General features: G+C 41.6%; 29 protein-coding genes. 9 read left to right on the top strand and 20 right to left on the bottom strand.

Annotated features, from left to right (window positions below; translation table 11 throughout):
• Positions 1-48: 48 nt before the first annotated feature.
• The 3 genes from LM917_RS00100 to yqfC are packed head-to-tail and all read right to left on the bottom strand — an operon-like array spanning position 49 to position 2,569.
• A complete protein-coding gene (locus LM917_RS00100) occupies positions 49-1,014 on the bottom strand; it encodes a PhoH family protein (protein WP_232695362.1) in 966 nt (321 codons plus the stop codon).
• A gap of 21 nt (positions 1,015-1,035) precedes the next feature.
• Positions 1,036-2,259, bottom strand: a complete 1,224-nt coding sequence (gene yqfD / locus LM917_RS00105) for a sporulation protein YqfD (RefSeq protein WP_232695363.1) — start codon at positions 2,257-2,259, stop codon at positions 1,036-1,038.
• 25 nt (positions 2,260-2,284) lie between these two features.
• Entirely contained in the window at positions 2,285-2,569 is a 285-nt protein-coding gene (gene yqfC / locus LM917_RS00110) for a sporulation protein YqfC (protein WP_232695364.1), read from the bottom strand.
• Between the two features lie 222 nt (positions 2,570-2,791).
• On the opposite strand from yqfC, the gene LM917_RS00115 reads away from it, so the two are divergent.
• The gene (locus LM917_RS00115) at positions 2,792-3,103 is read left to right on the top strand and encodes an ArsR/SmtB family transcription factor (protein WP_232695365.1); all 312 of its coding nucleotides are present in this window, start codon (positions 2,792-2,794) and stop codon (positions 3,101-3,103) included.
• Between the two features lie 85 nt (positions 3,104-3,188).
• Complete coding sequence (locus LM917_RS00120; RefSeq protein WP_232695366.1) at positions 3,189-4,364, top strand: MFS transporter; 1,176 nt, start codon at positions 3,189-3,191, stop codon at positions 4,362-4,364.
• A 276-nt stretch (positions 4,365-4,640) separates the two neighbouring features.
• Here the strand turns inward: LM917_RS00120 and LM917_RS00125 are convergent, their stop codons facing one another.
• The 7 genes from LM917_RS00125 to rpsU all read right to left on the bottom strand — a co-directional run bounded on the left by LM917_RS00125 (position 4,641) and on the right by rpsU (position 9,821).
• Complete coding sequence (locus tag LM917_RS00125) at positions 4,641-5,108, bottom strand: GNAT family N-acetyltransferase (protein WP_232695367.1); 468 nt, start codon at positions 5,106-5,108, stop codon at positions 4,641-4,643.
• 247 nt (positions 5,109-5,355) lie between these two features.
• On the bottom strand, positions 5,356-5,598 hold the full coding sequence (locus LM917_RS00130; RefSeq protein ID WP_232695368.1) for a CDGSH iron-sulfur domain-containing protein: 243 nt from the start codon (positions 5,596-5,598) through the stop codon (positions 5,356-5,358).
• Positions 5,599-5,843: 245 nt separating this feature from the next.
• Positions 5,844-6,374, bottom strand: coding sequence for a hypothetical protein (locus LM917_RS00135; protein WP_232695369.1), 531 nt, complete (start codon positions 6,372-6,374; stop codon positions 5,844-5,846).
• A gap of 6 nt (positions 6,375-6,380) precedes the next feature.
• Entirely contained in the window at positions 6,381-7,376 is a 996-nt protein-coding gene (floA, locus tag LM917_RS00140; RefSeq protein WP_232695944.1) for a flotillin-like protein FloA, read from the bottom strand.
• A 13-nt stretch (positions 7,377-7,389) separates the two neighbouring features.
• Positions 7,390-8,739 (bottom strand): NfeD family protein, encoded by a 1,350-nt coding sequence (locus LM917_RS00145; protein ID WP_232695370.1) that lies wholly within the window; start codon positions 8,737-8,739, stop codon positions 7,390-7,392.
• A gap of 443 nt (positions 8,740-9,182) precedes the next feature.
• The gene (locus LM917_RS00150) at positions 9,183-9,629 is read right to left on the bottom strand and encodes a GatB/YqeY domain-containing protein (RefSeq protein WP_232695371.1); all 447 of its coding nucleotides are present in this window, start codon (positions 9,627-9,629) and stop codon (positions 9,183-9,185) included.
• Positions 9,630-9,647: 18 nt separating this feature from the next.
• Positions 9,648-9,821 (bottom strand): 30S ribosomal protein S21, encoded by a 174-nt coding sequence (gene rpsU, locus LM917_RS00155; RefSeq protein ID WP_232695372.1) that lies wholly within the window; start codon positions 9,819-9,821, stop codon positions 9,648-9,650.
• A 232-nt stretch (positions 9,822-10,053) separates the two neighbouring features.
• Between rpsU and LM917_RS00160 the strand changes: the two genes are divergently transcribed.
• Both LM917_RS00160 and LM917_RS00165 read left to right on the top strand, forming a co-directional pair.
• A complete protein-coding gene (locus LM917_RS00160; protein ID WP_232695373.1) occupies positions 10,054-11,430 on the top strand; it encodes a UDP-N-acetylmuramoyl-tripeptide--D-alanyl-D-alanine ligase in 1,377 nt (458 codons plus the stop codon).
• A 168-nt stretch (positions 11,431-11,598) separates the two neighbouring features.
• A complete protein-coding gene (locus LM917_RS00165; RefSeq protein WP_232695374.1) occupies positions 11,599-11,880 on the top strand; it encodes a hypothetical protein in 282 nt (93 codons plus the stop codon).
• An 82-nt stretch (positions 11,881-11,962) separates the two neighbouring features.
• Here LM917_RS00165 and LM917_RS00170 read toward each other — a convergent pair whose 3' ends face one another.
• The gene (locus LM917_RS00170) at positions 11,963-13,108 is read right to left on the bottom strand and encodes a D-alanine--D-alanine ligase (protein ID WP_232695375.1); all 1,146 of its coding nucleotides are present in this window, start codon (positions 13,106-13,108) and stop codon (positions 11,963-11,965) included.
• A 297-nt stretch (positions 13,109-13,405) separates the two neighbouring features.
• On the opposite strand from LM917_RS00170, the gene LM917_RS00175 reads away from it, so the two are divergent.
• From LM917_RS00175 to LM917_RS00190, 4 genes are all read left to right on the top strand, one after another.
• A complete protein-coding gene (locus LM917_RS00175) occupies positions 13,406-13,993 on the top strand; it encodes a TetR/AcrR family transcriptional regulator (RefSeq protein WP_232695376.1) in 588 nt (195 codons plus the stop codon).
• Positions 13,990-14,400, top strand: coding sequence for a DUF5367 family protein (locus LM917_RS00180; RefSeq protein ID WP_232695377.1), 411 nt, complete (start codon positions 13,990-13,992; stop codon positions 14,398-14,400). The genes LM917_RS00175 and LM917_RS00180 overlap by 4 nt, the downstream gene beginning before the upstream one ends.
• Positions 14,401-14,881: 481 nt before the next feature.
• Complete coding sequence (locus LM917_RS00185; RefSeq protein WP_232695378.1) at positions 14,882-15,742, top strand: SPFH domain-containing protein; 861 nt, start codon at positions 14,882-14,884, stop codon at positions 15,740-15,742.
• An 11-nt stretch (positions 15,743-15,753) separates the two neighbouring features.
• The gene (locus tag LM917_RS00190; RefSeq protein ID WP_232695379.1) at positions 15,754-15,915 is read left to right on the top strand and encodes a type II toxin-antitoxin system antitoxin; all 162 of its coding nucleotides are present in this window, start codon (positions 15,754-15,756) and stop codon (positions 15,913-15,915) included.
• Positions 15,916-16,196: 281 nt separating this feature from the next.
• Here the strand turns inward: LM917_RS00190 and LM917_RS00195 are convergent, their stop codons facing one another.
• Positions 16,197-17,555, bottom strand: coding sequence for a class I SAM-dependent rRNA methyltransferase (locus LM917_RS00195; RefSeq protein ID WP_232695380.1), 1,359 nt, complete (start codon positions 17,553-17,555; stop codon positions 16,197-16,199).
• 80 nt (positions 17,556-17,635) lie between these two features.
• Between LM917_RS00195 and LM917_RS00200 the strand changes: the two genes are divergently transcribed.
• Positions 17,636-18,580, top strand: coding sequence for a Na/Pi cotransporter family protein (locus LM917_RS00200; protein ID WP_255667846.1), 945 nt, complete (start codon positions 17,636-17,638; stop codon positions 18,578-18,580).
• Between the two features lie 27 nt (positions 18,581-18,607).
• On the opposite strand, the gene LM917_RS00205 is transcribed toward LM917_RS00200, so the two are convergent.
• The 8 genes from LM917_RS00205 to dnaK all read right to left on the bottom strand — a co-directional run bounded on the left by LM917_RS00205 (position 18,608) and on the right by dnaK (position 26,560).
• On the bottom strand, positions 18,608-19,279 hold the full coding sequence (locus tag LM917_RS00205) for an LrgB family protein (protein WP_232695381.1): 672 nt from the start codon (positions 19,277-19,279) through the stop codon (positions 18,608-18,610).
• Between the two features lie 7 nt (positions 19,280-19,286).
• Positions 19,287-19,703, bottom strand: a complete 417-nt coding sequence (locus LM917_RS00210; RefSeq protein WP_232695382.1) for a CidA/LrgA family protein — start codon at positions 19,701-19,703, stop codon at positions 19,287-19,289.
• 104 nt (positions 19,704-19,807) lie between these two features.
• Positions 19,808-20,239: an NUDIX hydrolase gene (locus LM917_RS00215; RefSeq protein WP_232695383.1), complete on the bottom strand. Its 432-nt coding sequence runs from the start codon at positions 20,237-20,239 to the stop codon at positions 19,808-19,810.
• The gene (mtaB, locus tag LM917_RS00220; RefSeq protein ID WP_232695384.1) at positions 20,236-21,594 is read right to left on the bottom strand and encodes a tRNA (N(6)-L-threonylcarbamoyladenosine(37)-C(2))-methylthiotransferase MtaB; all 1,359 of its coding nucleotides are present in this window, start codon (positions 21,592-21,594) and stop codon (positions 20,236-20,238) included. Before mtaB ends, LM917_RS00215 begins: the two co-directional genes overlap by 4 nt.
• Positions 21,595-21,632: 38 nt before the next feature.
• Complete coding sequence (locus tag LM917_RS00225; RefSeq protein WP_232695385.1) at positions 21,633-22,370, bottom strand: 16S rRNA (uracil(1498)-N(3))-methyltransferase; 738 nt, start codon at positions 22,368-22,370, stop codon at positions 21,633-21,635.
• A 21-nt stretch (positions 22,371-22,391) separates the two neighbouring features.
• On the bottom strand, positions 22,392-23,330 hold the full coding sequence (prmA, locus tag LM917_RS00230) for a 50S ribosomal protein L11 methyltransferase (RefSeq protein ID WP_232695386.1): 939 nt from the start codon (positions 23,328-23,330) through the stop codon (positions 22,392-22,394).
• Between the two features lie 33 nt (positions 23,331-23,363).
• Positions 23,364-24,485: a molecular chaperone DnaJ gene (gene dnaJ, locus LM917_RS00235; protein WP_232695387.1), complete on the bottom strand. Its 1,122-nt coding sequence runs from the start codon at positions 24,483-24,485 to the stop codon at positions 23,364-23,366.
• A 233-nt stretch (positions 24,486-24,718) separates the two neighbouring features.
• Complete coding sequence (gene dnaK / locus LM917_RS00240; RefSeq protein ID WP_232695388.1) at positions 24,719-26,560, bottom strand: molecular chaperone DnaK; 1,842 nt, start codon at positions 26,558-26,560, stop codon at positions 24,719-24,721.
• Between the last annotated feature and the right edge of the window lie 21 nt (positions 26,561-26,581).

The following is a 26,581-nucleotide window of genomic DNA, read 5'->3' on the forward strand; positions in this document are numbered from 1 at the left end:
TGTTCTTCCCTCTTCTTATCAATCAGTCTATAGAGACTCCAAGAGGAGCTAGCTTGGCTGCTCCTCTAAGGAATACGCTGTAATAATTTTTTGAACCAGACTGTGACGAACCACATCACTATCCTGGAAGTAAATAAATCCGATATCTGAAATGTTTTTCAGAATCCGCTCTGCTTCTCGTAATCCTGGTTTTTTACCTTTTGGTAAGTCAATTTGGGTAATGTCACCTGTAACAACCATTTTGGAGCCAAAACCCAGACGGGTCAAGAACATTTTCATCTGTTCCGGCGTCGTATTTTGCGCTTCATCAAGGATAACAAAGGAGTCTTCCAATGTTCTTCCCCGCATGTATGCAAGCGGTGCCACTTCAATGAGTCCGCGTTCCATCATCTTGGCAACCTGTTCCGTTCCTAACATGTCGTATAATGCATCATAAAGCGGACGAAGATAAGGGTCTACCTTTTCTTGCAAGTCACCTGGTAAAAATCCTAAGCTTTCCCCTGCTTCAACAGCAGGTCGAGTAAGCACAATTTTCTTCACTCTGCCATTCTTTAGAGCTTGTACAGCCATTACTACTGCCAGATACGTTTTTCCTGTACCGGCAGGACCAATTCCAAATACAATGTCTTGACGTTTAATTGCAGATAGATAGTGGCGCTGACCAAGAGTTTTTGCACGTATTAGCTTACCACGGTGGGAACGTGCTACTTCCTCTTCAAATAAGTGAAGAAGTTCTTGTTCCTCTCCCTTTTCAGTAAGCTGCATCGCATAGGACACGTCTCGTTCAGAGAGTGTGATACCGCGGCGAATTAGCTGCAGTAACGTGTTAAATAGCGTTGCCAGCTTGTCAACTTCTGCCTTTTCCCCAGTGATGACAATTGCTCCTGTTCTTGTTCCTATCTGCGCTGTAGTCTTTTCTTCGATTTTCTTTAAATAGGAATCGTGAGGTCCAAACAAAAGTAATGCTTCTTGTGCATCTGCAAACTGGATTACTACCTCTTCTTGTACTTGCAACCCTAGTCCATCTCCTTGCCATCAGTTATTTTGGTTAGACTGACCAGCTTCTTGCTTGGGAACCTGCGGAATGATCGGCTGGTCCATTGCTATGTTCTCAATGACGGAATAATAGATACTTATATAAACTTTACCATTCTCTTGTTTTACGTGCAAAACTTTTTCTTCCTTTATCTTCGCATCTTCTCCAGCCTGTTTCAAGATGTCCTTCCGTGCAAACCGCTTTGCGACCTCAATAGCCTCCTGCTCTGTCATTCTGACAATTTGTGGTTCCAACTCCCGGTCAATCTCCATCTTCCATCCTATGGGGAGTGAAAAGTCAAAAAAGGAGGGTTGATAGCGTTTCTCCGTTTTTTTCTCATGTTTGTAGGTGATTGTTTCAAAAGGCCAGATTCTAAGAACATTGGAACCAGCAAGCAGATAGTGGCGTTTCTGCTTTTCACCCGTGTAGACAAGTCGATTTTGGATGAGAGGAACGATTACTTCTGACCGATACCAAACCTCGCCTTCAACCTTTCCATTGGCTGGAACCAAAGCCTGCCGTTGATCATTACCGATAATACCTGATATCAATACTTGACCTGGTTCTACATACTGGTCTACCTTAACCATAGTTTTTCCTGTTTCAGCAAAAATACTGTGTATAACTGCTTTCTTCTTCGCTACAATATGTTTGGAATCCTGAATAATGGGCTTTTCACCCTCTACTTTTTCCACTACCTGGATGATTGCTTTCGTGCCGATTATTTCTACAGCTACATACGATGCTTTTGGAATATCCAGTTTAATACGTTGTTGAAGCACCTGAGGGTTGTCCATTCTCCATTTCCACGAACCTGCCTGTAATCCAGCTTTTCCCGCTGCTCGTAATACGGTTTGGGGTGGAATGTTTTGTGTTCCTTGTACTTCTATTTGCCAAACAAAGGTGGATAGCATGTACAATCCGATAAGAAACAGAAATATACCCATGACAAACCCAGCACGTGCTCGCATACGTAATAATAAAAATGGTAGCCCATTCCGATTTTCCACGTGCACACGACAGCCTGTCTCTTTTAACAGCGGACGAAGCCGATGGAAATCGGCGATCATCATCTCACATTGCCCAAGGTCTGGTTCTTTCCTTGTAATGTTCCATATAGTCAATCCCTCGCGCACTGCCAGGTTAATGAGACGTTCAAATCGCTTACCACGTACGGTTACTGTGACATGTCCCTCAGACCATTCTTTAACCACATTTCGCATATGAATCCCCTTCCCAACAGATTACCTACGCATTTTGGATAAAGGTAACACCCGAAATACGACCTTCCAGAAGCACTTCCTCCTTCAAAATCGCCCGAATGACCAATTTATCTCCTTTTACCAGCAATTGACCGTTTGTTAATAACAAGCGAAGCTCATGCTCCGTAAACTGCAAAACTCCTCGATGGTTTTCTATATACATTTGCAGGTGTCCAATCATTGTTACACGCGGGACCTCGATCACCACGTCCTGTGGCAGATCGAGAACGCCTATGGCAATTCGACGCAAGCGTCTGCTCCACTTCCTCATAGGCAAGCCCCCTTTCGTCAAGGTCACTCTTGCTACATCGTTCTTTCATATGTATGCGGGGAAAGGCCTTTTTCATGCCAAAGCTGGGAAAAACTTCACTAAAATGAATGGGTGCAAAGTTTTTTCGTAAAATGAGATTCCGATGAAGCTTGCTGGTTACGAATTCAACAGCGCAGCACATTTTATATTTACAAATCTATAAAAGTAGATATAATAATCTGTATGGAACCTTTATTGATTTATAAAGCTTTGTCTAACGAGACTCGTAGTCAAATTATGCATTGGTTAAAGAATCCAGAGGAATTCTTTGATGAAAAGCCTTATTTACAACAAGGCCTCAATTTTCGAATTGGTGTATGCGTGGGAGATATTCAGGCTAAAGCGGGACTTGCACAGTCTGTTATTTCGAGTTATTTGTTGACTATGCAAAAAGCTGGTTTGTTGGAATCTGAGCGAATTGGGAAGTGGACGTACTATCGTCGGAACGAAAAGACAATACAGGAATTTTCCGAGTACATTCACAAGAAACTATAAACGGAAAGGAGGTCTTTTTTTTTTATTATATATCTATATATCTATATTTCTGTATATAAAATATGAATGGAGACTTACATTTAAAATGAAAAAGGTTAACTCTTTGCTTATCATTATTCTGGCTTTAGGCGTATTCGGCATTATCACAACAGAAATGGGGATTATAGGTGTTCTCCCCCAGGTCACTCAAAAATTTAATATATCGACTTCACAGGCCGGATGGCTTGTAAGTATATTTTCTTTCGTCGTTGCCATTTCAGGTCCATTCCTGACATTACTCGCTTCCGGTATTAATCGTAAAGTCATTCTATTAACCGCTGTGCTTATTTTTGCGATTTCAAATATTGTTTATGCCTATACAACTATGTTCGATGTGATGCTGATTTTCCGTATTATCCCTGCTATTTTTCATCCCGTCTTTTTTTCGGTTGCCCTTGTGACCGCAGCCAAACTTGTTCCTCCGGAAAAGAGCAGCAAAGCGGTCACAAAGGTTTTCGCCGGTATAACGGTCGGGTTTGCTTTTGGCGTGCCTTTGACTTCTTATCTCGCGGACAAAATTTCGTTAGAAGTCGCTTTCCTGTTTGGAGCTGTTGTAAGTATAATTGCCTTTGTAGGGATCTTAGTTTGGCTTCCTTCCATGCCTGTTAAGGAAAAAATGTCTTATGGCAAGCAGCTTGGTATATTACGCAAACCTCAATTGTGGTTAAATATCATGACAGTTATTTTTATCTTTGCAGCTATGTTTTCTGTTTACAGCTACTTTGCTGAATATCTTGGACAAGTAACACATATGAACGGTTCATGGATTAGTATCATGTTGATGGCCTTTGGTATAATCATGATTTTTGGTAATTTTTTATTTGGGGGTCTTTTGTATAAAAACATGACAAAGACCGTCATCATGTTTCCTCTGCTATATGCGGTAATTTACTTATTCGTTTATTATCTGGGATCTTATCTTATTCCGATGGTTGTTATCGTATTTATTTGGGGGGCAGTGCATTCCGGCGGGCTTATTATCAGTCAAGCATGGTTAACGACCGAGACGAAAGAAGCTCCCGAATTCGGCAACAGCTTGTTTGTCTCATTTTCCAATCTTGGAATTACTGTAGGGGCTTCTATCGGTGGCTGGACTATTTCTAACTTTGGGATACATCAACTCATTTGGAGTGGAATTTTGTTTACACTGCTTGCTTTCTTATTGATCTTGATAAAAATAAAAATGTGCAAATCGAACGCAGAGGAAGTAAACGTACGTTAAACTAAGGCAAACGATAGTTCCATAAAACAGCGACAGTTTAGGACTTTATTTTCGCTGAACATAGGTTTAATGATTTTACACAAAACTCTTGACAGACCCGATATCTCCCATATGTATGTGAATCGATTGATAGTACGATTGAGAGTTGGCAGTCCGGAATAAGTATGAATAGGTCCGGACTGCTTTTTAGTGAGAATTAGACTCGCAGGTTAGATTTCGTGTTTATCACAATCTCCTCGGTTTTAGGCAGATTAATGACGGATTGGTGGTATGTTACTACGTGGTCTTTTCAAAATGAATGGGGAAAAAATGGGTCACTTCAGGGCGAGTACTTCCGGAGAGAAAGCCTCGTTTTTCGTAAAAACTGGCGGCTATGGGATTCCGTGTACGTAGAGTGATACAAACCGCTCCCACCTTTCTCCCATGTGCGATACATGCTAATAACAGCAGGTCACCGATACCAGCTTGACGATGTTTATGGCTTACATAGAGGTGACGGAGGCGATATACACCTGTTTGATTCAGATAGGGGTCGTGATTAAGACCACATTGTCCAACAATTTCTTGTTGGTCGTTTTTCACAACCAGGAAAATCTCCCCTTCTTGATCGAACCGGTTCTTTCCGTTTTGGTATTCCTGCATACTTCTTTTTACGAATTCATATCCTCCTTCTTCTGCCTCGATTGCTAGTTCACCTAATTCTATAGGTGAAAAATTGGTGTTGCTACACGTAATCAGATTCACGTTTGGATCACCCTTTTTCCATTTACTTCGCCAACTCATAGATGGCATGTGCATAGATTCCACTTGCCTTTATCATATTGCAAACATCGTGATTATCATCATAATTTTCTGTATATAATTACTTCAAGGGTGGTAACTCTTCTTCTATCATCATTACTTTGCCCAATTCATAACAAAAGACCCTGTTTCTCTTTAATAGGCTAACCAAAAAGTAAACAAGGTCTTCTCAATTTGAAATGATTCGATCTTACTCTTTAGTTGGATTATGGGCTCCATCGCAATATGGAAGGGTGTTAGATTGACCACACCCACAAATCTTTACTGTTTTCTCTTGTGCGTACCTCACGATATACGGTGTCTTGCCTGTACCTTTACCATTATGGGAACCATCACAATAAGGAGCTTCCTCAGATAATCCACACATACAGTAAAAACGTACGCCCGCTTCTTCTTTAATGATATAAGGACCTTTTTTATCATATAATGCCATCGTTGTTCTCCCCTTTTGTTCTCTCATGAATATCTCAGTTATGTACTGGATGTACTGGATCTACTCACTTTTAATTGAAACGTTATTATTTTATTGTTCGCTTACATGTTCAAATTTTCAATACAAGTATACCATGAGTACATGATCGAATTTTATTTGGGCCGCAACTTAATTATGTAGATCAACAGAAAAGCGGACAACTCTCTATTTATCTAGAGAGTCGCCCGCTATGTTACTCAGCTACACTATTGGTATTTTCCTGGTCTGTATCCTCCGACACCCGATGTAGAGTGTGGAGACAAACTACGAGGCTTGCCAAGGATCAGGGCCCATTTCATCCCTTCTCTAGCATCGCCGCTTACAGAACCATATTTTCTTTCGTCCCGTTGTCCAACAGGTGTATCGAGCGTTTTTTTCAAAAGATCCTTCAGGGCTCGTTCTCTCGCCTCACTGCTCATACCTTCCATTCCCACAGCCGTCTGAGAATATGCATCCATCATCGATCTGCCCTCAGCTACACGGGTTTCCAGCTCCGTATTTACGTTGAGCAGAGTTTTGTTCTTGTAACTATCCTCTTCCTCATAACTGTAACTAGTAGCCATGTCTGGTAGGCTAGCTGGCTTACTCTGGCGTTGGTACGGGTTTAACGATTGATTGCTACCTGTTGGGGCAGGGATGGTTGAGGCTGTTTTACGTTTCCATTCAGTCTTATCAGGGTTTTTACCTGTTACAACGCTATAGATCAACCTAATAATTACCTCAATGATATCATCCATCAACACCTATTTCTTATCTGTGTCATTTTTCTTTCTATCATTCGTGTTTCCAAACGCTTCTCTCATTGTCGTGTCAGCCATAATGTTTTGCATGTTGTAGTAATCCATTACCCCTAGCTTACCAGTGCGCAATGCTTCTGCCAATGCCATTGGTACTTCTGCTTCTGCTTCTACAACCTTGGCTTTCATTTCTTCGACGCGAGCTTTCATCTCTTGCTCGGTTGCGACAGCCATTGCACGACGTTCTTCCGCTTTTGCTTGAGCAATGCGTTTGTCCGCTTCTGCCTGGTCTGTTTGTAGAATCGCACCAATGTTTTTACCTACATCTACATCTGCGATATCAATCGATAGGATTTCAAAAGCAGTACCAGAATCAAGACCTTTATTCAGAACGGTCTGGGAGATACGGTCAGGATTTTCCAGTACATCTTTATGAAATTGGGACGAACCAATCGTGGTTACGATACCCTCTCCAACACGGGCAATAATCGTTTCTTCACCAGCACCACCGACAAGGCGGTCAATATTAGCACGAACGGTTACTTTTGCCTTCGCTTTCACTTCGATACCATCCATCGCAACAGCTGCAATGACTGGAGTTTCAATTACTTTTGGATTAACGCTCATTTGTACAGCCTGTAATACATCGCGACCTGCCAAATCAATGGCAGCTGCACGTTCGAATCCTAATGGAATATCAGCACGTTGAGCTGCGACAAGTGCATCTACCACTCGGTCAACGTTACCACCAGATAAAAAGTGACTCTCCAACTGGTTCGTATTTAAATCAATACCAGCTTTCCTCGCTTTAATCAATGGATTAACAATGCGAGCAGGTGTAACTCGGCGTAAACGCATCGCTACTAGTGTAATAATACCCACGTTTACCCCGGATGCTAAGGCAGAAATCCAGAGCATAACCGGTACGAACGAAAAGAAAACGGAAAGGATCACGATGACTACAGCCACCATGAAAATTAAAGAAATCATGCTACTATCCATATCCACAGTAAATCTACTCCTCTACTACAGTTTTTATTTCTTGTACAACAACACGTGTACCTTCTACTTGCACTACTTCAATTTTGACACCAGGAGCCACAAATCCTCCAAGAGTCACAGCATCAATCCGTTGCCCCTTCACCTCAATCACTCCTGCAGGACGAAGCGGTGTCAGTGCGGTCCCTACTTCTCCTACCAAATGAGTCTGATCTTTTGGTGCAATATATCCTGTTTCTTTATTTTGTTCATCTTGGAGAACAAACTTACTCCAAGTCCCTCGCATCCCGAAATACTTCACCAAGAAGAAAGCAACAACAATTGTAATAACTGCTGCAATTCCAAGGGAAGCGATACCTTGTTTCGTATCATAAGCAGCGAGAACAAGACCAGAACCCATACTGATGAAGCCTAGGACTCCTACAATACCACCTGGCAAGAATATCTCCATTACCAGAAAAATGATTCCCACGATAAATAATCCAATATCGAGCCAATCTGCAAATCCTGCAACAAAATGTCCGAAGAAATACAGAGTAAACGCTAATAGTCCTATGATTCCCCCTACTCCAAAACCAGGAGCAAAGAGTTCAATTACAATCCCGAGCAAACCTGCAAGTAGTAAGATACTAAGTACTACGGGATTCGTTACAAATCGAGCAATTTTTTCTGAAAGAGTTGGATTAATTTGTTGAATACTTGCTTCGGTAATTCCTAGATGCTGAAATAACTCTGTTTTACTGGTTACAATCTTGTCCGCATAACCAACCTTTTCGGCCTCAGTCGAACCGAGAGAAAGGATTTCTCCTCTTTTCTTAATACCTGGGATATCTTCATCTATTACTACCATAGCACGAGCATATTTTGGATCTCTGCCATTTAGCTTTGCTGCTTCCTCCATCTGTTGTGCCCAAGCAGAGGTTATTTTAATCGGTGCTGCATTCCCCTGTGAATTAATGGGAGCAGCTGCGCCTATACTACTACCTGGTTCCATAATAATTTCATCTGCATTTAAAGCGATATAGGTTCCCGCAGAAAACGCTTTGCTATTAATATAGGCAACTACATGCATGGGAGCACTTCTAATTAACGTCCCTATGTTCATTGCAGCATCAACGGTTCCCCCAGGGGTATTGATATCGAGTATGACAATATCAGCTCGTTGATCCTCTGCTTCCTGAAAAGCTCTGGTTAAAAAGCTTTCTAATCCCTGTTCAATATCATGTTCGATGGGTATGTAAACGGCTAGTTTTCCAGCTGCATTTACCTTATTTGAAGTAGGACCAAAAATTGACAAACCACTTACCATTAGTACAAGTGCAAGTATGGTAGTGATCACACGAGTTAACTTACGTTGCAGGTACATGGGTTTCTCCTCCTTCCTTTCATAGTTCTCTTACGTCATACCATTATATACGAACGTTTTGGTATGTAGTTTCATTTTTCTTATGATTCACCTATTAGTCATACCCTTTCTCTATGGCTTTCAATGTTCTTTTTGAATGCTTCGAGCAGTTTTTCTATAGTTGATTAGCTGGAAATCCCGATGCGGTCCGAGCACATCTTGATGAACTCCTTACCAAATAAAAATACCCGAATGAGGACATGTTCCTTATTCGGGTATTTCATTACTGTTATCTACCTTTATTCCGTAATATCATAGGCAAAACGACCCCATGACGGTAATATTCCAGCTCTCTACTCCTAACAAGTACTTTGATAATGTGACCTGGTTGTGCCAAGAAGTTAATACTTTCTTATACAGTTAAAAAATCCAACCCGACAAGCAGGCTGGATTTCTCTTTAACTTTATGAAGGTAATTCTTCCGAAACGATACGTTGGATTACTTTGCCATCCGCCTTACCTTTTACCTTAGGCATGATTGCACCCATTACTTTACCCATCTCTTTCTTGGAAGTTGCTCCTACAGAAACAACAGCCTCACGAACGATTTGACGAATCTCCTCTTCGCTAAGTTGAGCAGGCATATATGAAATCAGTATATCCATTTCGTCGCGTGTTTTGGTCGCTAAATCTTCACGACCCGCTTTCTCGAACTCATGGAGGGAGTCACGGCGTTGCTTTAACTCACGGGTCAAGATAGTCAGCACATCGTCATCGGATAGCTGTCGGCCTAACTTGATCTCTTCGTTTTGGATGGTGGCTTTGACCATGCGGATAACGGAGAGCTTAAGGACCGCTTTGTCCTTCATCGCTTGCTTCATATCCTGGTTGAGTTGCTCCATTACACTCATGATGAGCCCTCCCGTTTATTAGAACTTACGTTTACGAGCCGCTTCGGATTTTTTCTTACGAGCAATGCTAGGCTTTTCAAAGTGGCGACGTTTACGAACTTCAGCCAACACTCCACTTTTAGCATTTTCACGCTTAAAACGACGAAGCGCGCTCTCCAAAGATTCGTTTTTTCTAATGCGTACTTCTGCCATCTAATTTCCCTCCCTCCGCTTGAAACCGTGGGACAACTGTTCTTTTCTACAGACTGTCAGACTTCATTATAATTTAGGAAAGGGCATTAGGTCAACCTTTTTCATCCCTTTTTCCATAATAAACATGCCTGAAGAATTTCTTTATCCCCAACGCACATCTACATGATATCATAACCTATAGAGTATTGAATAGCAAACATGTCAATTTGATTAATTAGGAGAGAATTATCATATGAAACCTACTTCCCTGAAGCAACTAAGTAAACTGGCGCAAGGGATACTTTTACAAGGAGATCCTGAAGCAATGATAACAGGAGCCCACTTTGATAGTCGACAGCTTACAGCGAATAGTCTTTTTGTTCCTCTTGTTCAAGAAAGAGACGGTCATGATTACATGATGACAGCTGTTGAACAGGGAGCGACCGCAGTTCTGGTATCCAACCCAGAAAAAATTCCTGCTGATCTACCAAAACAAATCGGACTTATCCTTGTTAATGATACATTAACTGCCTTTCAAAAATTAGGGCAGGCCTATCGCAATCAATTTTCCATTCCGTTTATTGCTGTGACCGGGAGTAATGGTAAAACAACCACCAAGGATATGATCGCTCATATCTTGTCCCATTCCTTCTCTGTATGTAAAACATACAAAAACTTTAATAACCATATTGGATTGCCCTTTTCCCTCTTGCAATTGGATGACTCCCACCAAGTTGCTGTAATGGAAGTAGGAATGAGCCATCCTGGGGAGATTGATCTCTTGGCTGGTATCGTCCAACCAATGTACAGTGTGATTACGAATATCGGAGATGCTCACATTGGATATTTCGGTACTCAAGATAAAATTGCGCTGGCAAAAGCTGAATTGCTACCTCATACCAAAGCAGAGGGCCAAGTGTACTTAAATGCAGACGATCCATATTTAGCTAAAGTGAGCCATTTAACAGATGCTCACCTGCGTTATTATTCCATTTCGAAGCCTGCTGACATCTGGGCAGACGATTTGGTATCTGATGAAACTGGTTCTCATTTTACTGTTTATGTAGCTTCTGGTGAGAGCCAACGAATGAGTATGCCGCTGTTAGGCCATTATAATGTCGCGAATGTCTTGCCTGCTATTGGCATCGCTCGTGATCTGGGAATGTCCCTCGCTGAGATTAAAGAGGCTCTGCTTGGACTACAAGTTTCAAGCATGCGTTTTGAAATTATTCCTTGTCACTCCAATCTGATACTGGTTAACGATTCGTACAACGCGAGTCCTTACTCCATGAAAACAGCTCTTGATACGTTTGCCAACCTATATCCAGAGCGTCCCAAAGTAGCGATTCTGGGAGATATCTATGAGCTGGGAGACGATAGTCTTGCACTACATGCGAGTGTAGGTGAATTTTTATCCTCTATTCAGGATAAATGGGACCTTATCGTTACTGTTGGAGACCACTCACATGAAATAAGCAATGCCTTTACTGGTGCTCACCAACATTTTAATACCAAGGAGGACGCGGTTGCTTATTTATCAGACGTTTTATCTCCAGAGCACGCTGTGATCATAAAAGGATCTCGTGGAATGAAAATGGAAACGATGCTTGATGACCTGCAAAAATTGTAGGTAAATCAGGAAAGCATGTACAACCCTTATGACAATACTTAATTTGAAACTTTTTCCTTCATTTTTCGTATATTCTATTAACCTGTCACAAGGAAGTGATAACTATGGATACATATGACCTTTTTGGTTTCTTATTCATTTTGTTTATTATCGCATCCGGTTTCGTGTATGCTTTCCGATCCAGTAATAAATCCAAGACAAAGAGACGACGGAATTACTTCTATTCGAGCGGTTCTGGTTCAGACACTATTTATTCATACACTGACAGTCACGATAACAATTGCAGTGATAGTGGATGGTTCGGTGGGGATTCTGGCGGAGATTCAGGTGGATGTTCCGGCGGCGGCGGCGATTAGCATTCTAATATTGAAAAGAGGCAGGGAGCATATTACTACGCTCTCTGCCTCTTTTTTGACAGATAAGAATTTATATAAATTCTTATCTGCATAAGTGCAACTAGGGCTTTGCCTGCGCCAAAGGCTTGGCAAAGCCAAGTTTTCTAATAGAAGTGTATCCACATGTATATTTTGTCTTAATCCAATTCCTCTGCAGCAACGATATTCTTCTGTTTTTCTTCAAAACGCTCAAGCCCTAGCTGAACAAGTCGATCAATCAACTCTTCATAAGGGATACCCGCTTCTGCAAATAACATCGGGTACATACTAAATGGGGTAAACCCAGGCATTGTGTTTACTTCATTAATCACAACACGGTCATTCGTTTCATCATAGAAAAAATCAACCCGTGACAATCCAGAACCATCAATAGCCTGGAACGCCAACTTCGCCATTTCTTCAATGCGTTCCTTTACTCCATCAGGAAGCATGGCAGGAATCTGCAATTCAGTTCCGCCGCCTTTATACTTCGCTTCGTAATCATAAAATTCTTTGGCTGCGATCACTTCGCCAATCGCTGACGTAATAATTTCTTCATTACCAAGAACACCAATTTCTACTTCACGCGCTTTAATGAATTCTTCTACGATAATGCGACGATCAAATTTACCAGCGATGGCAAGGGCTTCTTTAAGTTCATCACGGTCTTTTGCTTTACTAATTCCTACACTCGACCCCATATTGGCAGGTTTTACGAAACATGGATACCCCAGTTTCTCCTCGATCTGATCCATTACTTGCTCAACATTACGTTCAATTTGTGAGCGCAAGAACCCTACATATTGAACCTGCTCCAAACCAGCTTGAGCAAACACGTTTTTCATCATCCATTTATCCATACCTACTGCGGATGCCATAACTCCGGTACCTACGTAAGGAATGCCAGCAAGTTCCAACATACCCTGCACTGTTCCATCTTCCCCATTTGGTCCGTGGATTACTGGGAAAATGACGTCTACTTCCTGATTAATAGACATGACGTTGGCTGGTTTGCCAGAACGAGGTTGATTTTTTTCTAGTAATGCAGTCTTTTCTTCCGCTTTACTCTGTGAAGGGGACGCTGAATGTTGAACGCCCAGACGCAAGGAATGTACATTCCCTGGAAGCTCCTTGGTGATTGTTTCCCCTTTCACCCATGTACCATCCATCTGTACATAAATTGGTTGCACTTCATATTTATCGAGGTCTACAGCTTTCATAATGGAAAGGGCTGTCGAAAGCGAGACTTCGTGCTCTGATGTTTTTCCACCGTAAATGATGCCTAATCGAATTTTGTCTTTCATGAAAATGCCCCTTTCTCCTCTTACCAGCATAGCTGTTGCTTTTCTCACGTGTTTAGATTATGCAGACCGCCCAGAGTGTGCGTCTCTATTTGCTTGTGCATGTTTTTTACCTTTATCAGCATACCGAATGTTGTCCCGTTAGACAATAGTACTGGAAATGATAATGCAATGATAAAAAGTTGGAACAATGCTACCTGGAAAATATTAATGTAATCTAAGGTTGAAATCAGTAAATTACAGTGGTAACATTTACCTAATTATAGTTAGTTAGTTGAATAACTAATAAAGGAGGCATATATGGCTAAGCCTAATGTTATTAGTAAAAATGAATTAATTGAATCTGCAAAAGAATGCTTAGTAACAAACGGGATAGAGAAATTCACTTTGAAGGCCGTCGCAGAAATTGCTGGAGTAACACAAGGTACCGTTTACTACCATTTTCGAACAAAGGAACAATTGTTGATAGATATCACAAAAGATATTTGTGATAATTCTTGGAACGAAATATCACGTACCAATGAAAACCTATTAAGAATGGCATTAGAGTCATCAAAAAGCAGATGCTCTTCTACCTCTTATTATCACAAGTTGTTCCTTACATTAATTACTTCAAGTTTTACGAATGAGAGAATCAGAGAACAAATGGGAGATATTTTACATAAAGAGAATCAGGCGCTATCTTCAAATCTATCGAAAATATGGAGTGAGAATCCAGTCGAGGGTGTTTCACCTGATACGTGGGGAATTATATTAAATTCGCTTATTGATGGAATAGCCATTCAAGCTTTGTTAGTAAAAGAGTTTCCGATTGAAAAAACATATAGCGAGCTTGAACAATTATTATTACGATTAACTAATCTATCCATTCAGGAGGGTAACCAATGAATAAATATATTATAACAACGTTATGGGGTTTATTCGTATGGTTTATTGCGATTATGTTTTTTGTGATTTTTGGAGAATATGTTCTTTTTAATCCTGGTACAAACTCATTCGTTATTAGCAGTATCTTATTGATAGCTGGAACAGCGATTTCATTATTACTGGTTACTTTTTTGTATATGAAGTTTGATAAATCCGAAAACTCCACATTGCGATTTGGAATAATCGGGACAATGGTTGGTCTTATTTTAGATACATTTTCCTTAGCAAATCACCCCTTCCTATTCCCTAATCTAACTGAATCTCAAATAGTTGCTTTTGCTGTGTGGATGAGCTTCGCATACGCTCTATATCTACTAATCCCTCTGATCTTTCATAAGAATAATAAGAGAAGAATTGCCTCTCAATAAATAAAAGTGACCATTGATCTCTTCCATCGTCACATAAATGTTAAAACAGTATTTTTTAAGTATATTCATATAATAAATATAAAAAATAAAATCAAATAAATTATATGCACAAAACATTGACTAGTCAGAAAAGAATTTTTCATATTGAGGTAACGATTATTCGAAAAATCCCCCGTCCTACTTAGTTCGAGGGGATTTTTCATGTTTTTTGGCAATATTATCCAGTTCATCCTTTTCCACCTATGCCATATCCTTATCCACCTTATCCCTATCATGCTCCTTATTCTTTTCTTCCTGAGGATGACCCTTGTGTTATAGAATGCAGACAACTGGGAGTGCCTACTTTAAACTGCTGCTTTAGATGTGGATATTGCTAACAGACATTACCTCCTACAGAAAAACGGGCGAAAATCAAGTTGCATATAATTTCACATTTATGATATTATTGTGATATCACATTGATATGTAGGAGGGTATGAACATGCAAGAAAAACAAGCATTCAAGATAAACGGCTATCTCGGTATTATTGTATCGTTACTACTTATCGGTTTTGCTGCATTCCTGTTCATTTCTATGGAATCTATAGGGGCAGCTCTGGTAGCGCCCATTATCTTAGTGATTGTAGCCTTACTGATTCTTTCAGGAGTAACGATTGTTCATCCAAATGAGGCAAAGGTCCTTACATTTTTCGGAACCTATATCGGGGTAATCAGGGAGCAAGGACTTTGGATTGCCATTCCTTTAAGCATTAAATCCAGAGTCTCTCTTCGCGTCATCAACTTTAATAGTGAAAAGTTAAAGGTAAATGATCTGGAAGGGAATCCAATCGAAATTGCAGCTGTTGTCGTATATAAAGTATCTGATAGCGCTAAAGCTACATTCGATGTGGAAAATTACGAAGAATTTGTACAGATTCAAAGTGAAACAGGTATTCGTCATATTGCCAGTCAATATGCTTATGATCACTTTGAAAAAGAATCCGAAATGTCATTACGAAAAAATAGTGATGAGATAGCTGATTTTTTAGCCCAAGATCTCCAAAATCGTCTAGCAGTTGCCGGAGTTGTTGTAATTGAGGCTCGTATCATGCACCTCGCTTACTCTTCTGAGATTGCATCTGCCATGTTGCAGAGACAACAAGCACAGGCCGTATTATCTGCACGTAAAGTTATTGTAGATGGGGCTGTCGGTTTAGTAAAAAGTGCAATTGAGCAATTAGCGGATGAAAATGTTGTCGAGCTTGATGATGATAAAAAGGCGCAAATGGTTAATAACCTGATGGTTGCCATTGTGTCTGAAAAAGGAACGCAACCTGTCATTAATACAGGAAGCATCCATTAGGATCTAGCTGAATGGCAAAACGAAAAGCTTATCCGCTAAGAATAGATCCTAAGCTCTATGATGCGCTTGAAAAATGGGCAGATGATGAGCTGCGAAGTGTTAATGCTCAAATTGAAATAATCTTAAAAGAAGCAGTGAAAAAAGCAGGAAGATGGAAAAAAGATAAAGAGTGAAGTCGATGTGATGCAAGTATAAAAGAAATCACATGAAACACCATGATCGAACATAGCGAAACTAACTAATTCCTCTCTAATAAAAAAAGGATAGATACAACAGATAATCTTCTCTGCTTGTATCTATCCTTTTCCAGCATGTTATTTGGCTTAGCACCTTTTAACATCCTGCTTAGCGGAGCGGACAGTCTCACATCCCTGCGGGATGTTAAACAGTGCTTTTTGCCAAATAACTTGCTTCTTCTTGCTAACTTATGTCCTTTTTTTTTGAGGGTTACTCCCTACTTCCGATCACGCACCTCAAAAATGGCAAACTTCAAATAATGTGCTTCATCAGCACCACTGATTTGCGGATGATCTTTTCCTGCTCCACGCCACTCAACTAGGCGAAGAATTTTTCTCGCGTCACGCGCTGCCTCCTGAATCGTCTCAAGGAACAGCTCAGGTGACATATGATAGGAACAAGATGCCGTTACAAGGTAACCACCCGGACGAACCAGCTTCATCCCATGCAGGTTGATATCCTTATAGCCCCGACATGCACCTTTCACTGCACCCCGTGATTTTGCAAAGGCAGGTGGATCAAGGATAACGACATCCCAGCTCTTGCCTGCTTCCACATTTTCACGAAGATAGTCAAAAGCATTGGCAACTACAAAATCAACACGATGCAGGAAACCATTTAGCATAACATTTCGTTTTGCTGTTTCGATGGCATGTTCAGATATATCTAATGCCGTTACTTTTTTCGCTCCATGCTTGCACGCATTTAAGGTAAAGGAACCAGTATGGGTAAAGCATTCCAGAACCTCTGCACCACTCCAATAAGGATTCTTTACAACTTTTCCACGAGCATCTACTGGACGAGTGATTACTTCACCTGTCTCATTTAGCTTCGGCTGTACATCACGTTTCTTTCCTTTTTTATCATAAAGGGGTTGGTCATCCTCACCGATTGGTTGCAAACTCAAGCCATGTTTTTCTCCCCAACCTGTCATTAATGGAGCAATGGAAGCACGATTTTCTCGTTGATCATAGAAGAAGCCGGTTTTTTGACCTTCCACGATATCAACCACATACTTTAGTCCATTTTCCACAATCTCAATCTCTCGAGGACAATCGCCGAACAATACACCTTTCCCCTGTTCCAAGCCCTCCAATGAACGGACAGGAACATCGTTGCGCAGATAGATTCCAGTAGGCTCAAAGACTTCGATTAGAGCCGCCTTAATCATATCCATGCGGATCTCCATGCCAAGTGAGAGCACCTGTACAACTAGCACACCATTGTAACGATCTACAATTAGACCTGGTACAAAGTCAGCTTCACCATATATCATACGACAAGCAAGAGGATTTTCGACGAATCTCTCACGCAACTCTTTTGCTTCCTGAAAGCGTTTGATAAAAAACTCTGTATCTATCTCTTCCTCAGGCGTGTAGCTTAAGATACGCACAATCATTTGAGAGGCTGGATTAATATATCCTTTTGCCAGAAAGTGTCCTTGATGATTGCACACTTCCACAATCTCACCTGGAGTTACCTCCCCTTGAATTTCTAACACTTCTGACTGAAAAATCCAGGGATGTCCTGCTTCCAGTCGTTTTTTTCGATTTCGTTGCAAAAGTACTTTTGCCACTTTCGTAATTCCTCCTAGTCATGCTTGTCTCTCTAACAGCATAGCGTAATGGTAGTACGTGTATACAGGGGGTATTGATTTTGCCTTTCCTCTATCAAACCGTTCTACCGTTTTTTATGGGTTTAAGTTTTTTCCTGCTTGGCCTGTCCAGTATGCGTACAGGCTTCAATCTTTTCGCAGGAGAACGAATGGAACTGATTATAACACGATTTACCCGTTCAACGACACATAGTTTTTTAACTGGCCTTTTCTCTACCATGTTATTGCAGAGCTCAACTGCGGTTACAGTCCTGACCATCGGGCTTACCCATGCAGGTATCATTAGTTTCACGCAGACAGTGGGAATAATCTTAGGAACCAATATTGGTTCTACGATAACCACTCAATTGATTGCGCTTAACCTGGAAGATTTGGCTGTACCAATGCTTTTAATCGGTGTGGCATGTTGGCTTCAGCCAAGGCAAAATACCAAAGCATTTGGACTAATTCTAGGCGGTTTTGGCCTTATGTTTCTTGGAATCGACACCATGCAGATTATTGCAAAACCACTGGAACATTCCCAAACCTTTCATAAACTCTTTCTGGAAAGCCAACATTCTATGTGGATTGGACTTTTGACTGGAACACTATTTTCAGCTTTGGTACACAGCAGTGCAGCTACAACTGCCATAACCATGACATTGATTAGTCACGGTATCTTTTCAACGGAGACAGCTATTGCGATCGTACTGGGTGGTAATATTGGAACATGCGTGACCGCTATCATTGCAAGTATTGGTACCAATCCAGCATCTAAGCAAGTAGCCTGGTTTCATACTTTGTTCAATGTAGGTGGCGCACTTGCCTTCATGCCATTCATTGCTTGGTTAGGTGAGGTATCATCGCTATTAAGTAGTGATCCCTCACAGCAAATTGCCCATGCACAAACCATTTTTAATCTGCTATGTTCAGTAATCGCCCTTCCATTTACAGGCCTTCTCGCTTCCATGATGCAATGGCTGATTCCTTCAGAACGAACGAGATAATTCTAGGCATCGCTTACTTTTCTTATGTTATTGAAGCAAGTATTGTACAGGAATAAAGTACAATGAGGTGATGATGCCAGACAAAATCATTGCTAAGCTGGATGCAGCTGCTTTACTTTGACTTTCATTGATGAGGCTTGCCGTCCCAACTGCATGAGAACTGGTACCGACAGCAAGCCCTATTGCCCATTCATCCGTAACCCCTGACACTCTCATCACTATCCGATAAAACATTCCGCCCACAATTCCAGTTACCGCCGTAAAGACGGCAGCTAATGCAGGGATTCCCCCTATTGTGCTTGTTAATTCAACAGAGATTGGCGTGGTTACTGATTTGGAGATCATACTACGAATCAATAAATCATCCCCGCCCATTATCCAAATTACTATCCAGACAATTCCTATCGCTACTAATGAACCACTTGCTACCCCGACTACAATTGCTTTCCACATCGAAAGGACTCGCTTGTATTGTCTAGCAAGTGGAATCGCTAAAGCTACAGTAGCAGGTCCGAGTAAGAAAGTGATCACATAAGAACCTCGATCATATGTTTCCCAGTCACTGCTTATTAGCCACCAGATTAACCAAACTAGAAGGGAGGCAACTACCATCGGCTGCAAAGCTGGAAATCGAGTGGAAATCTTTTTTGTGATAGCATAACCTCCTACCGTTAGTAAGGTTGCTAGTATTTCCCACATGATTCACTCACACTCCTGCATCCGTTTTTGACACGACTTGTTCCAATTGAGGCTCCGTACACTCTTTCAAATTTGACCCCATCTTCTTTTTCTCCCAATCTCGCCATTTCTGTACTACTACGCCAGTCACAAACATGACCACTATTGGACCAATCACCAATCCAGCGAGAATTGCTACTGGATTTTGTAAAAAATGATGAAAATATGGTGTGACCCCAACAATCACGGGAACAAAAAACAGCAGCATATGTTTAAGCATAAAATCAGCAGCTTTCTCAACAAGGCGTAACGGGATGATGCCAGTAATAATACATGTAGTAAGCAGTAACAGTCCAATCAAACTCCCTGGCAACGGTATGTATGCATATTGATTAAGTATTGTCCCGATTCCATAAAAGCCGAATAGAATGATCCATCCGTACATTTTTCTCTCACTCCTGTTGTTCTATCTATCTTTTTCTAGAAAACTATTATTGTTGACAGGAAAAGGCCCGACCTTTATTGGGTCGAGCCTTGCAACCTGTATCATTAAGCAGGTTGAATGCCCAAAGCATTCAATGCTTTCGCAAGCACACTGCGATTGTTGTCATAACCCGCTTTTTCATGCATGTTCCAAGCTTCCTCGGCTGTCATCCATTGAACATGATTGATCTCCTCAACTTGTGCAGCCAGTTGATCAGACAAAGCTTGTACCAAATAGTAATGAACTTCTTTTCCAACTGTTTCGCCAGTAGAGGGATGCTTATAGGTATAGTGGATTACTTCAAGCAGTTGCTCGATCTCTCCTTTTACCGCAGTCTCTTCCTCAATTTCGCGAATCGCTGTTTCTTCCAGCGTTTCACCAGTTTCCTGCTTTCCTTTAGCCAGCGTGATCGCACCAAAACGATCCTGGATCATCAGGAGTAGAACAGTGCCATCCTGGTTACGGTAAACTACTCCGCCTGCTGAAATCTCTCTCATACCGCTTGTTCCTCGTTTTGCCCATTCTTCACATTTTCAAGAACACGGACCAACGTACCCTCACAGTACTCAGAGCCTACTTTATCCAGACGAACCTCGCATACTTTCCCGATCATATCCTCTGTTCCTTCAAAAACAACATTCAGATAGTTATCGGAGTAACCCATCAGTTTGCCACTAGTAGGGTCCTCTTTGTATGGACGCTCTGGAATTACTTCTAGTACATCTCCAATAAATGGAGTTGCGTATTCCACAGTCAACTGTTGATTCAACTCAATCAGTTTGGCTACACGAGCTCTTTTCTCTTCTTCAGGAATCTGACCATCCATACGTGCAGCTGGTGTACCAGTACGCATGGAATAAGGGAATACATGAAGTTCCGCAAAACCTAATTCCTTGATGAAGTTATAGCCGTTCATGTACTGTTCTTCTGTCTCACCAGGGAAGCCTACAATAACATCTGTAGTAATTGCTACGCCTGGAAGAGCTTTACGAACCTCTTTAATGCGATCCATGAATTCTTCTACTGTATATTTACGGCGCATTCGTTTTAATACATCGCTATCCCCAGCTTGTAATGGTACGTGTAGGTGGCGACAGATTTTTTCTGAACGATTGATCACTTCAATCACTTCATCTGTAATCTGACTCGCTTCGATGGAACTGATACGGATACGTTTCAATCCTTCTACTTTTTCCAGATCAACAAGAAGTTTAGCCAAGTTGTAATCTTCGAGATCCTCTCCGTATCCACCAGTATGAATACCGGTCAACACGATTTCCAGATACCCTTCTGCAACCAGTTTTTCGGCTTGTTGAATTACGCTTTCTGGTTTACGGGAGCGCATGAGACCACGTGCCCAAGGGATAATACAGAAGGTACAGAAGTTGTTGCATCCTTCTTGAATCTTTAACGAAGCACGCGTGCGGTCCATGAAGTTAGGTACATCCAATTCCTCAAACTCACGAGTTTTCATGATGTTACCTACAGCATTGATCGGTGCACGTTCCGCTCTGATTTGTGCCACATATTCTAACAGACGATCGCGTCCCTGTGTTCCAATAATCAGATCTACCCCTGGAATCTCCGCGATCTCTTTTGGAGATGTTTGGGCATAACAGCCTGTAACGGCAACGATTGCCTCTGGATTACGTCTTATGGCACGCCGAATCACTTGTCGGCTTTTCTTATCCCCTGTATTTGTAACGGTACATGTATTAATGATATATACATCAGCTGTATCTTGTTCAAAATCAACTCGATCATAGCCGTTTTGTTTAAACAGATTCCAGATGGCTTCTGTCTCATAGCTATTTACTTTGCAGCCTAATGTATGGAAAGCAACCTTATTCATTGCTGCTCTCCTCCTTTCAACTTTTGCAAAAATGCTGTTTATACTTGCTCAAACTGATACGAGATAGCAGAAAGCACATATTGACTCGCTGTCTCTGTACGTAAAATACGAGGACCCAAAGAGACTGAGGTTATTCCATTCGCCTCAGCAAGACGAACTTCCGCTTCAGACAAGCCACCTTCAGGACCAATAATGACAAGTAAAGAATCCCCAGGCTGCAGGTCTTGTAGTGCTTCACCCATCCGCTTGGTATCTTCTTTTTCATAGGCAATCATTGCCTTACTGTATCCTTTAGCAAGCTCCATTACTTGTTTAAAAGATACGGATGCCTTAACTTCTGGAAGGTAAGCTCGATGGGATTGTTCTGCTGCTTCCTTCACAATCTTGTTCCATCGCTCCAGCTTTTTCGGCTCTTTTTTGGCATCCAACTTAACGATTGTCCGCTCCGACTGAAACGGCAAAAAGGCAGTCGCCCCAAGCTCCGTGCCTTTTTGCAAAATCCATTCCAGCTTGTCCCCTTTTGGTAAACCCTGTGCGATGGTAACCTGAATCGGCAGTTCTGTCTCCTGCTGCACATCCTCCATGATGTCAGCTCGCACTTCTTTTGTATCCAAGGCAGAAAGACGGGCTTTTACCACCCGTCCTCTTCCGTCACTTACCCAGATTAACTCTCCAATTTCTGCTCGCATCACTTTGACCAAGTGATGAACGTCATCACCTGTAATTACAACATGATGATCAAAAAATTGCTGTGAATCTATAAAATAACGTTGCATGCGATTGATAACCCCATTATTCTAACGTTTTTTGGCTACAATGGCTACCCAGTCTTCCATGTAAACTGTTTCTATAACTTCCAAATTTGAGTCAGCCAAAGCATTTTTCACATCTGCTTCACGGGCACCAATAATACCTGAAGCAATAAAGGTTCCCCCTGGTAACAGGACACGCTCTACATCATCCGTAAAACGAACAATGACCTCAGCCAAAATATTGGCTACAACCAATTCTACCTGGTCAGTAACACCATCCAGCAAGTTATTCTGCTTCACATGTACTTGACTGCTTACCTTATTGATTTCGCAGTTTGCATCTGCAGAACGCACGGCAATCTCATCCAAATCCATTGCAATAATGGAGTCAGCACCCAATTTTGCAGCAGCTATACTCAGGATACCTGTTCCCGTTCCTACGTCGTATACCTTGTCTCCTGCTGTAATATACTTTTCGATAGCTCGTATACAAAGTACAGTTGTTGGATGCGTTCCTGTACCAAATGCCATTCCTGGGTCCATTTCGATGATTAATTCATCAGAATGTGCTGGCTGGTAATCTTCCCAAATTGGTGTAATGGTAATACGATCAGAAATCTTTACTGGCTTGTAGTACTTTTTCCAAGCTGTTGCCCAGTCGTCCTCGTGAATTTCTGTTAGGGTAACCGTTCCCTTACCTATATCAAGTCCATACGTTAACAATTCATCTAATTGCGACTTGATTTCTTCCACTGTTTCACCCAGATAACTGTTTACAGGGAAGTATGCTTTCACGATGACACCATCAGTAGGAAAATCATCAGGAGAAAGATGGTAGATTTCACCAAATGGCGTACTCCATTCACGCTCGAGGATTTCCGGGTCCTCAATGACGACACCACCGGCACCCGCCTCATAAAAAATACTGGATACCGCCTCCACTGCCTCAGCCGTGGTATGGATACTGATTTCCGACCAATTCATACATCTACCATCTCCCATCATGCTAATCAAAAATTATTCACCACGTAGTGTGCGTTTGATTTTATCGAAAAACCCTTCTTCCGGTTGCTCATGGATTGGAGTTCCCTCACTGGTACTACCCAGTTCACGCAATAGCTCTTTTTGGTGATCAGTCAGTTTGGTTGGTGTTACCACTTTTACCTGAACATGCTGGTCACCTCTGCCATTGCCGCGCAAATGTGGTACACCTTTGCCACGTAAACGGAATTGTGTATTTGTCTGCGTTCCAGCAGGGATTTTCAATTTCACTCGTCCATCCACCGTAGGTACTTCAATTTCATCACCTAGAGCTGCTTGTGCAAAGGTAATTGGCATCTCGCAATAAATATCTACGCCATCTCGCTCAAAGAAATCATGCTTACGAATTCGGAACATAATATATACGTCTCCAGAAGGTCCACCATTTGCTCCAGCTTCCCCTTCTCCGGTTACACGCATTTGTTGTCCGTCATCTACACCAGCAGGGATATTGATGTTGATTTTACGCTTAATCTTCATACGTCCTGCACCATGACACGTGTTACATTTTTCTTTGATTTGTTTCCCATTACCGTGACATATGGAGCAGACACGACGATTGACAATACGGCCAAATGGAGTATTAGCCTGCACTTCTTCCTGTCCAGTTCCATTACAACGTGAACAAGTGTCTACTTTACTACCAGGCTTGGCACCTGATCCATGACATGTATCACAATTAACTTCTTTTGTAATTTCAATCTCTTTTTCTTTGCCAAACACAGCTTCAAGGAAGTCGATATTAATCGCATATTCCAGGTCAGCACCTCTGCGTGGCGCATTAGGGTTAGCACGACGTCCACCGCCACCAAAGAACATGTCAAAGATATCGCCAAAACCGCCCATACCTGATCCATCAAAGCCACCACCAAAGCCCTGATTTGGATCTGTATGTCCAAATTGGTCATAGTGCGCCTTCTTCTGGTCATCGGACAAAACATCATAGGCATCTTTTACTTCTTTAAACTTTGTTTCCGCATCGTCAGCTTTATTTACGTCAGGATGATACTGTCTTGCCAATTTGCGGTAAGCTTTTTTTATTTCATCTGAACTGGCACCTTTTTCAACGCCCAGCACTTCGTAATAATCGCGTTTCATACTTGTCTATCACTCCCGTTATCCCAGACAATCAAAGATAATCTTAGCATTTCTCTACCAAAGCTTCAATAGACAGGCTACTTGGTATATTTCTACCAAAGAAATAGCCTTCCACCATCCCTATACGGGAAAAGAGTCAAAGCCAACAGATGTCTGACTTTGACTCTTTCGTAGCACCCCAGCCTACCTATATTCATGCATTCTTATCGATAGGTAGGTGGTTTCGCTCCCTTTTATTGGTTTTCTTTCTTCTCGTCTACTACTTCATAATCCGCATCAACTACGTTATCTTTAGCTTGACCTGCGCCTTCAGCGCCCGCTTGTTGTGCTGCTTGCTGAGCTTGTGCTGCCTGCTCATATAATTTAACGGATAGCTGTTGAACGATTTCAGACAATGCGTCTTTAGCAGTCTTGATTTCTTCGATGTTTCCACCTTCAAGTGCTTTTTTCACTTTATCTTTTGCTTCGTTCGCTTTATCGATCTCAGCTTGGTCTACTTTACCTTCTACTTCTTTCAACGTTTTTTCTGTTGCGAAGATAAGTTGGTCCGCTTCGTTTTTCACTTCAACTTCTTCTTTACGCATTTTATCTGCTTCCGCATTTAATTCCGCATCTTTTACCATGCGTTCGATATCATCGTCAGACAGACCAGAGTTAGACGTAATCGTAATGGTTTGTTCTTTACCAGTCCCCAAATCTTTCGCACGTACGTTAACAATACCATTCGCATCAATGTCGAAGCTTACTTCGATTTGTGGAATACCACGTGGTGCTGGCGGAATATCACTAAGCTGGAAGCGACCCAATGTTTTGTTGTCGGAAGCCATTTGACGCTCCCCTTGAAGTACATGGATATCTACCGCAGTTTGGCTGTCAGCTGCTGTAGAAAATACTTGGGATTTGCTTGTTGGGATTGTCGTGTTACGATCAATCAGTTTCGTAAATACGCCACCAAGTGTTTCAATACCCAAGGAAAGTGGTGTTACGTCAAGAAGAACGACGTCTTTAACATCACCAGTTAATACCCCTGCTTGAACCGCTGCACCTAGTGCAACAACTTCATCCGGGTTAACCCCTTTATGTGGCTCTTTACCAGTAAATTTCTTGATAGCTTCTTGTACCGCTGGGATACGAGTAGAACCACCAACTAGTAGCACTAGATCGATTTGATTAGGAGACAAACCTGAATCTTGCAATGCTTGACGAGTTGGTCCCATTGTACGCTCTACCAAACTAGCAGAGATTTCTTCAAATTTAGCGCGAGTCAGATTCAACTCCAAGTGTTTAGGACCTGTCGCATCAGCTGTAATGAACGGCAGAGAGATCGTGGTTGTAACAACACCAGACAAATCTTTTTTCGCTTTTTCCGCTGCATCTTTCAAACGTTGCATAGCCATACGATCTTGATTTAGATCAATGCCATTCTCTTTTTTGAACTCAGCTACCAGGTAGTCGATGACAACTTGGTCAAAGTCATCTCCACCCAGTTTGTTATCTCCAGAAGTAGCTTTTACTTCAAAGAAGCCTTCAGACAATTCAAGGATAGATACGTCAAACGTACCACCACCTAGGTCATATACCAGAATGGTTTGGTCATGGTTTTTTTCTAAACCATAAGAAAGAGCTGCTGCTGTTGGCTCGTTCACGATACGCAGTACTTCCAAACCAGCAATTTTACCAGCATCTTTAGTTGCTTGACGTTGACTATCATTAAAATAGGCAGGAACCGTGATAACCGCTTGGGTTACAGGCTGGCCAAGATAAGCTTCTGCATCAGATTTTAGTTTTTGCAAGATCATTGCAGATACTTCTTGTGGCGTGTAATCTTTGCCTTCTAAGGTTTCTTTGTGGTTCGTACCCATCCAACGTTTTACGGAGCTAACCGTGTTATCAGGATTCGTGATCGCTTGGCGTTTTGCCACTTCACCTACAATACGCTCTCCGTTTTTAAAAGCAACAACGGATGGTGTTGTGCGGTTTCCCTCCATGTTAGAAATTACTACTGGCTCGCTACCTTCCATAACAGCAACGCAAGAGTTTGTTGTTCCAAGGTCAATACCAATTACTCTACTCATGATACATTTCCTCCTCAATAT

This window comes from Brevibacillus daliensis (genome assembly GCF_021245735.1).
Lineage (GTDB): Bacteria > Bacillota > Bacilli > Brevibacillales > Brevibacillaceae > Brevibacillus_B > Brevibacillus_B daliensis.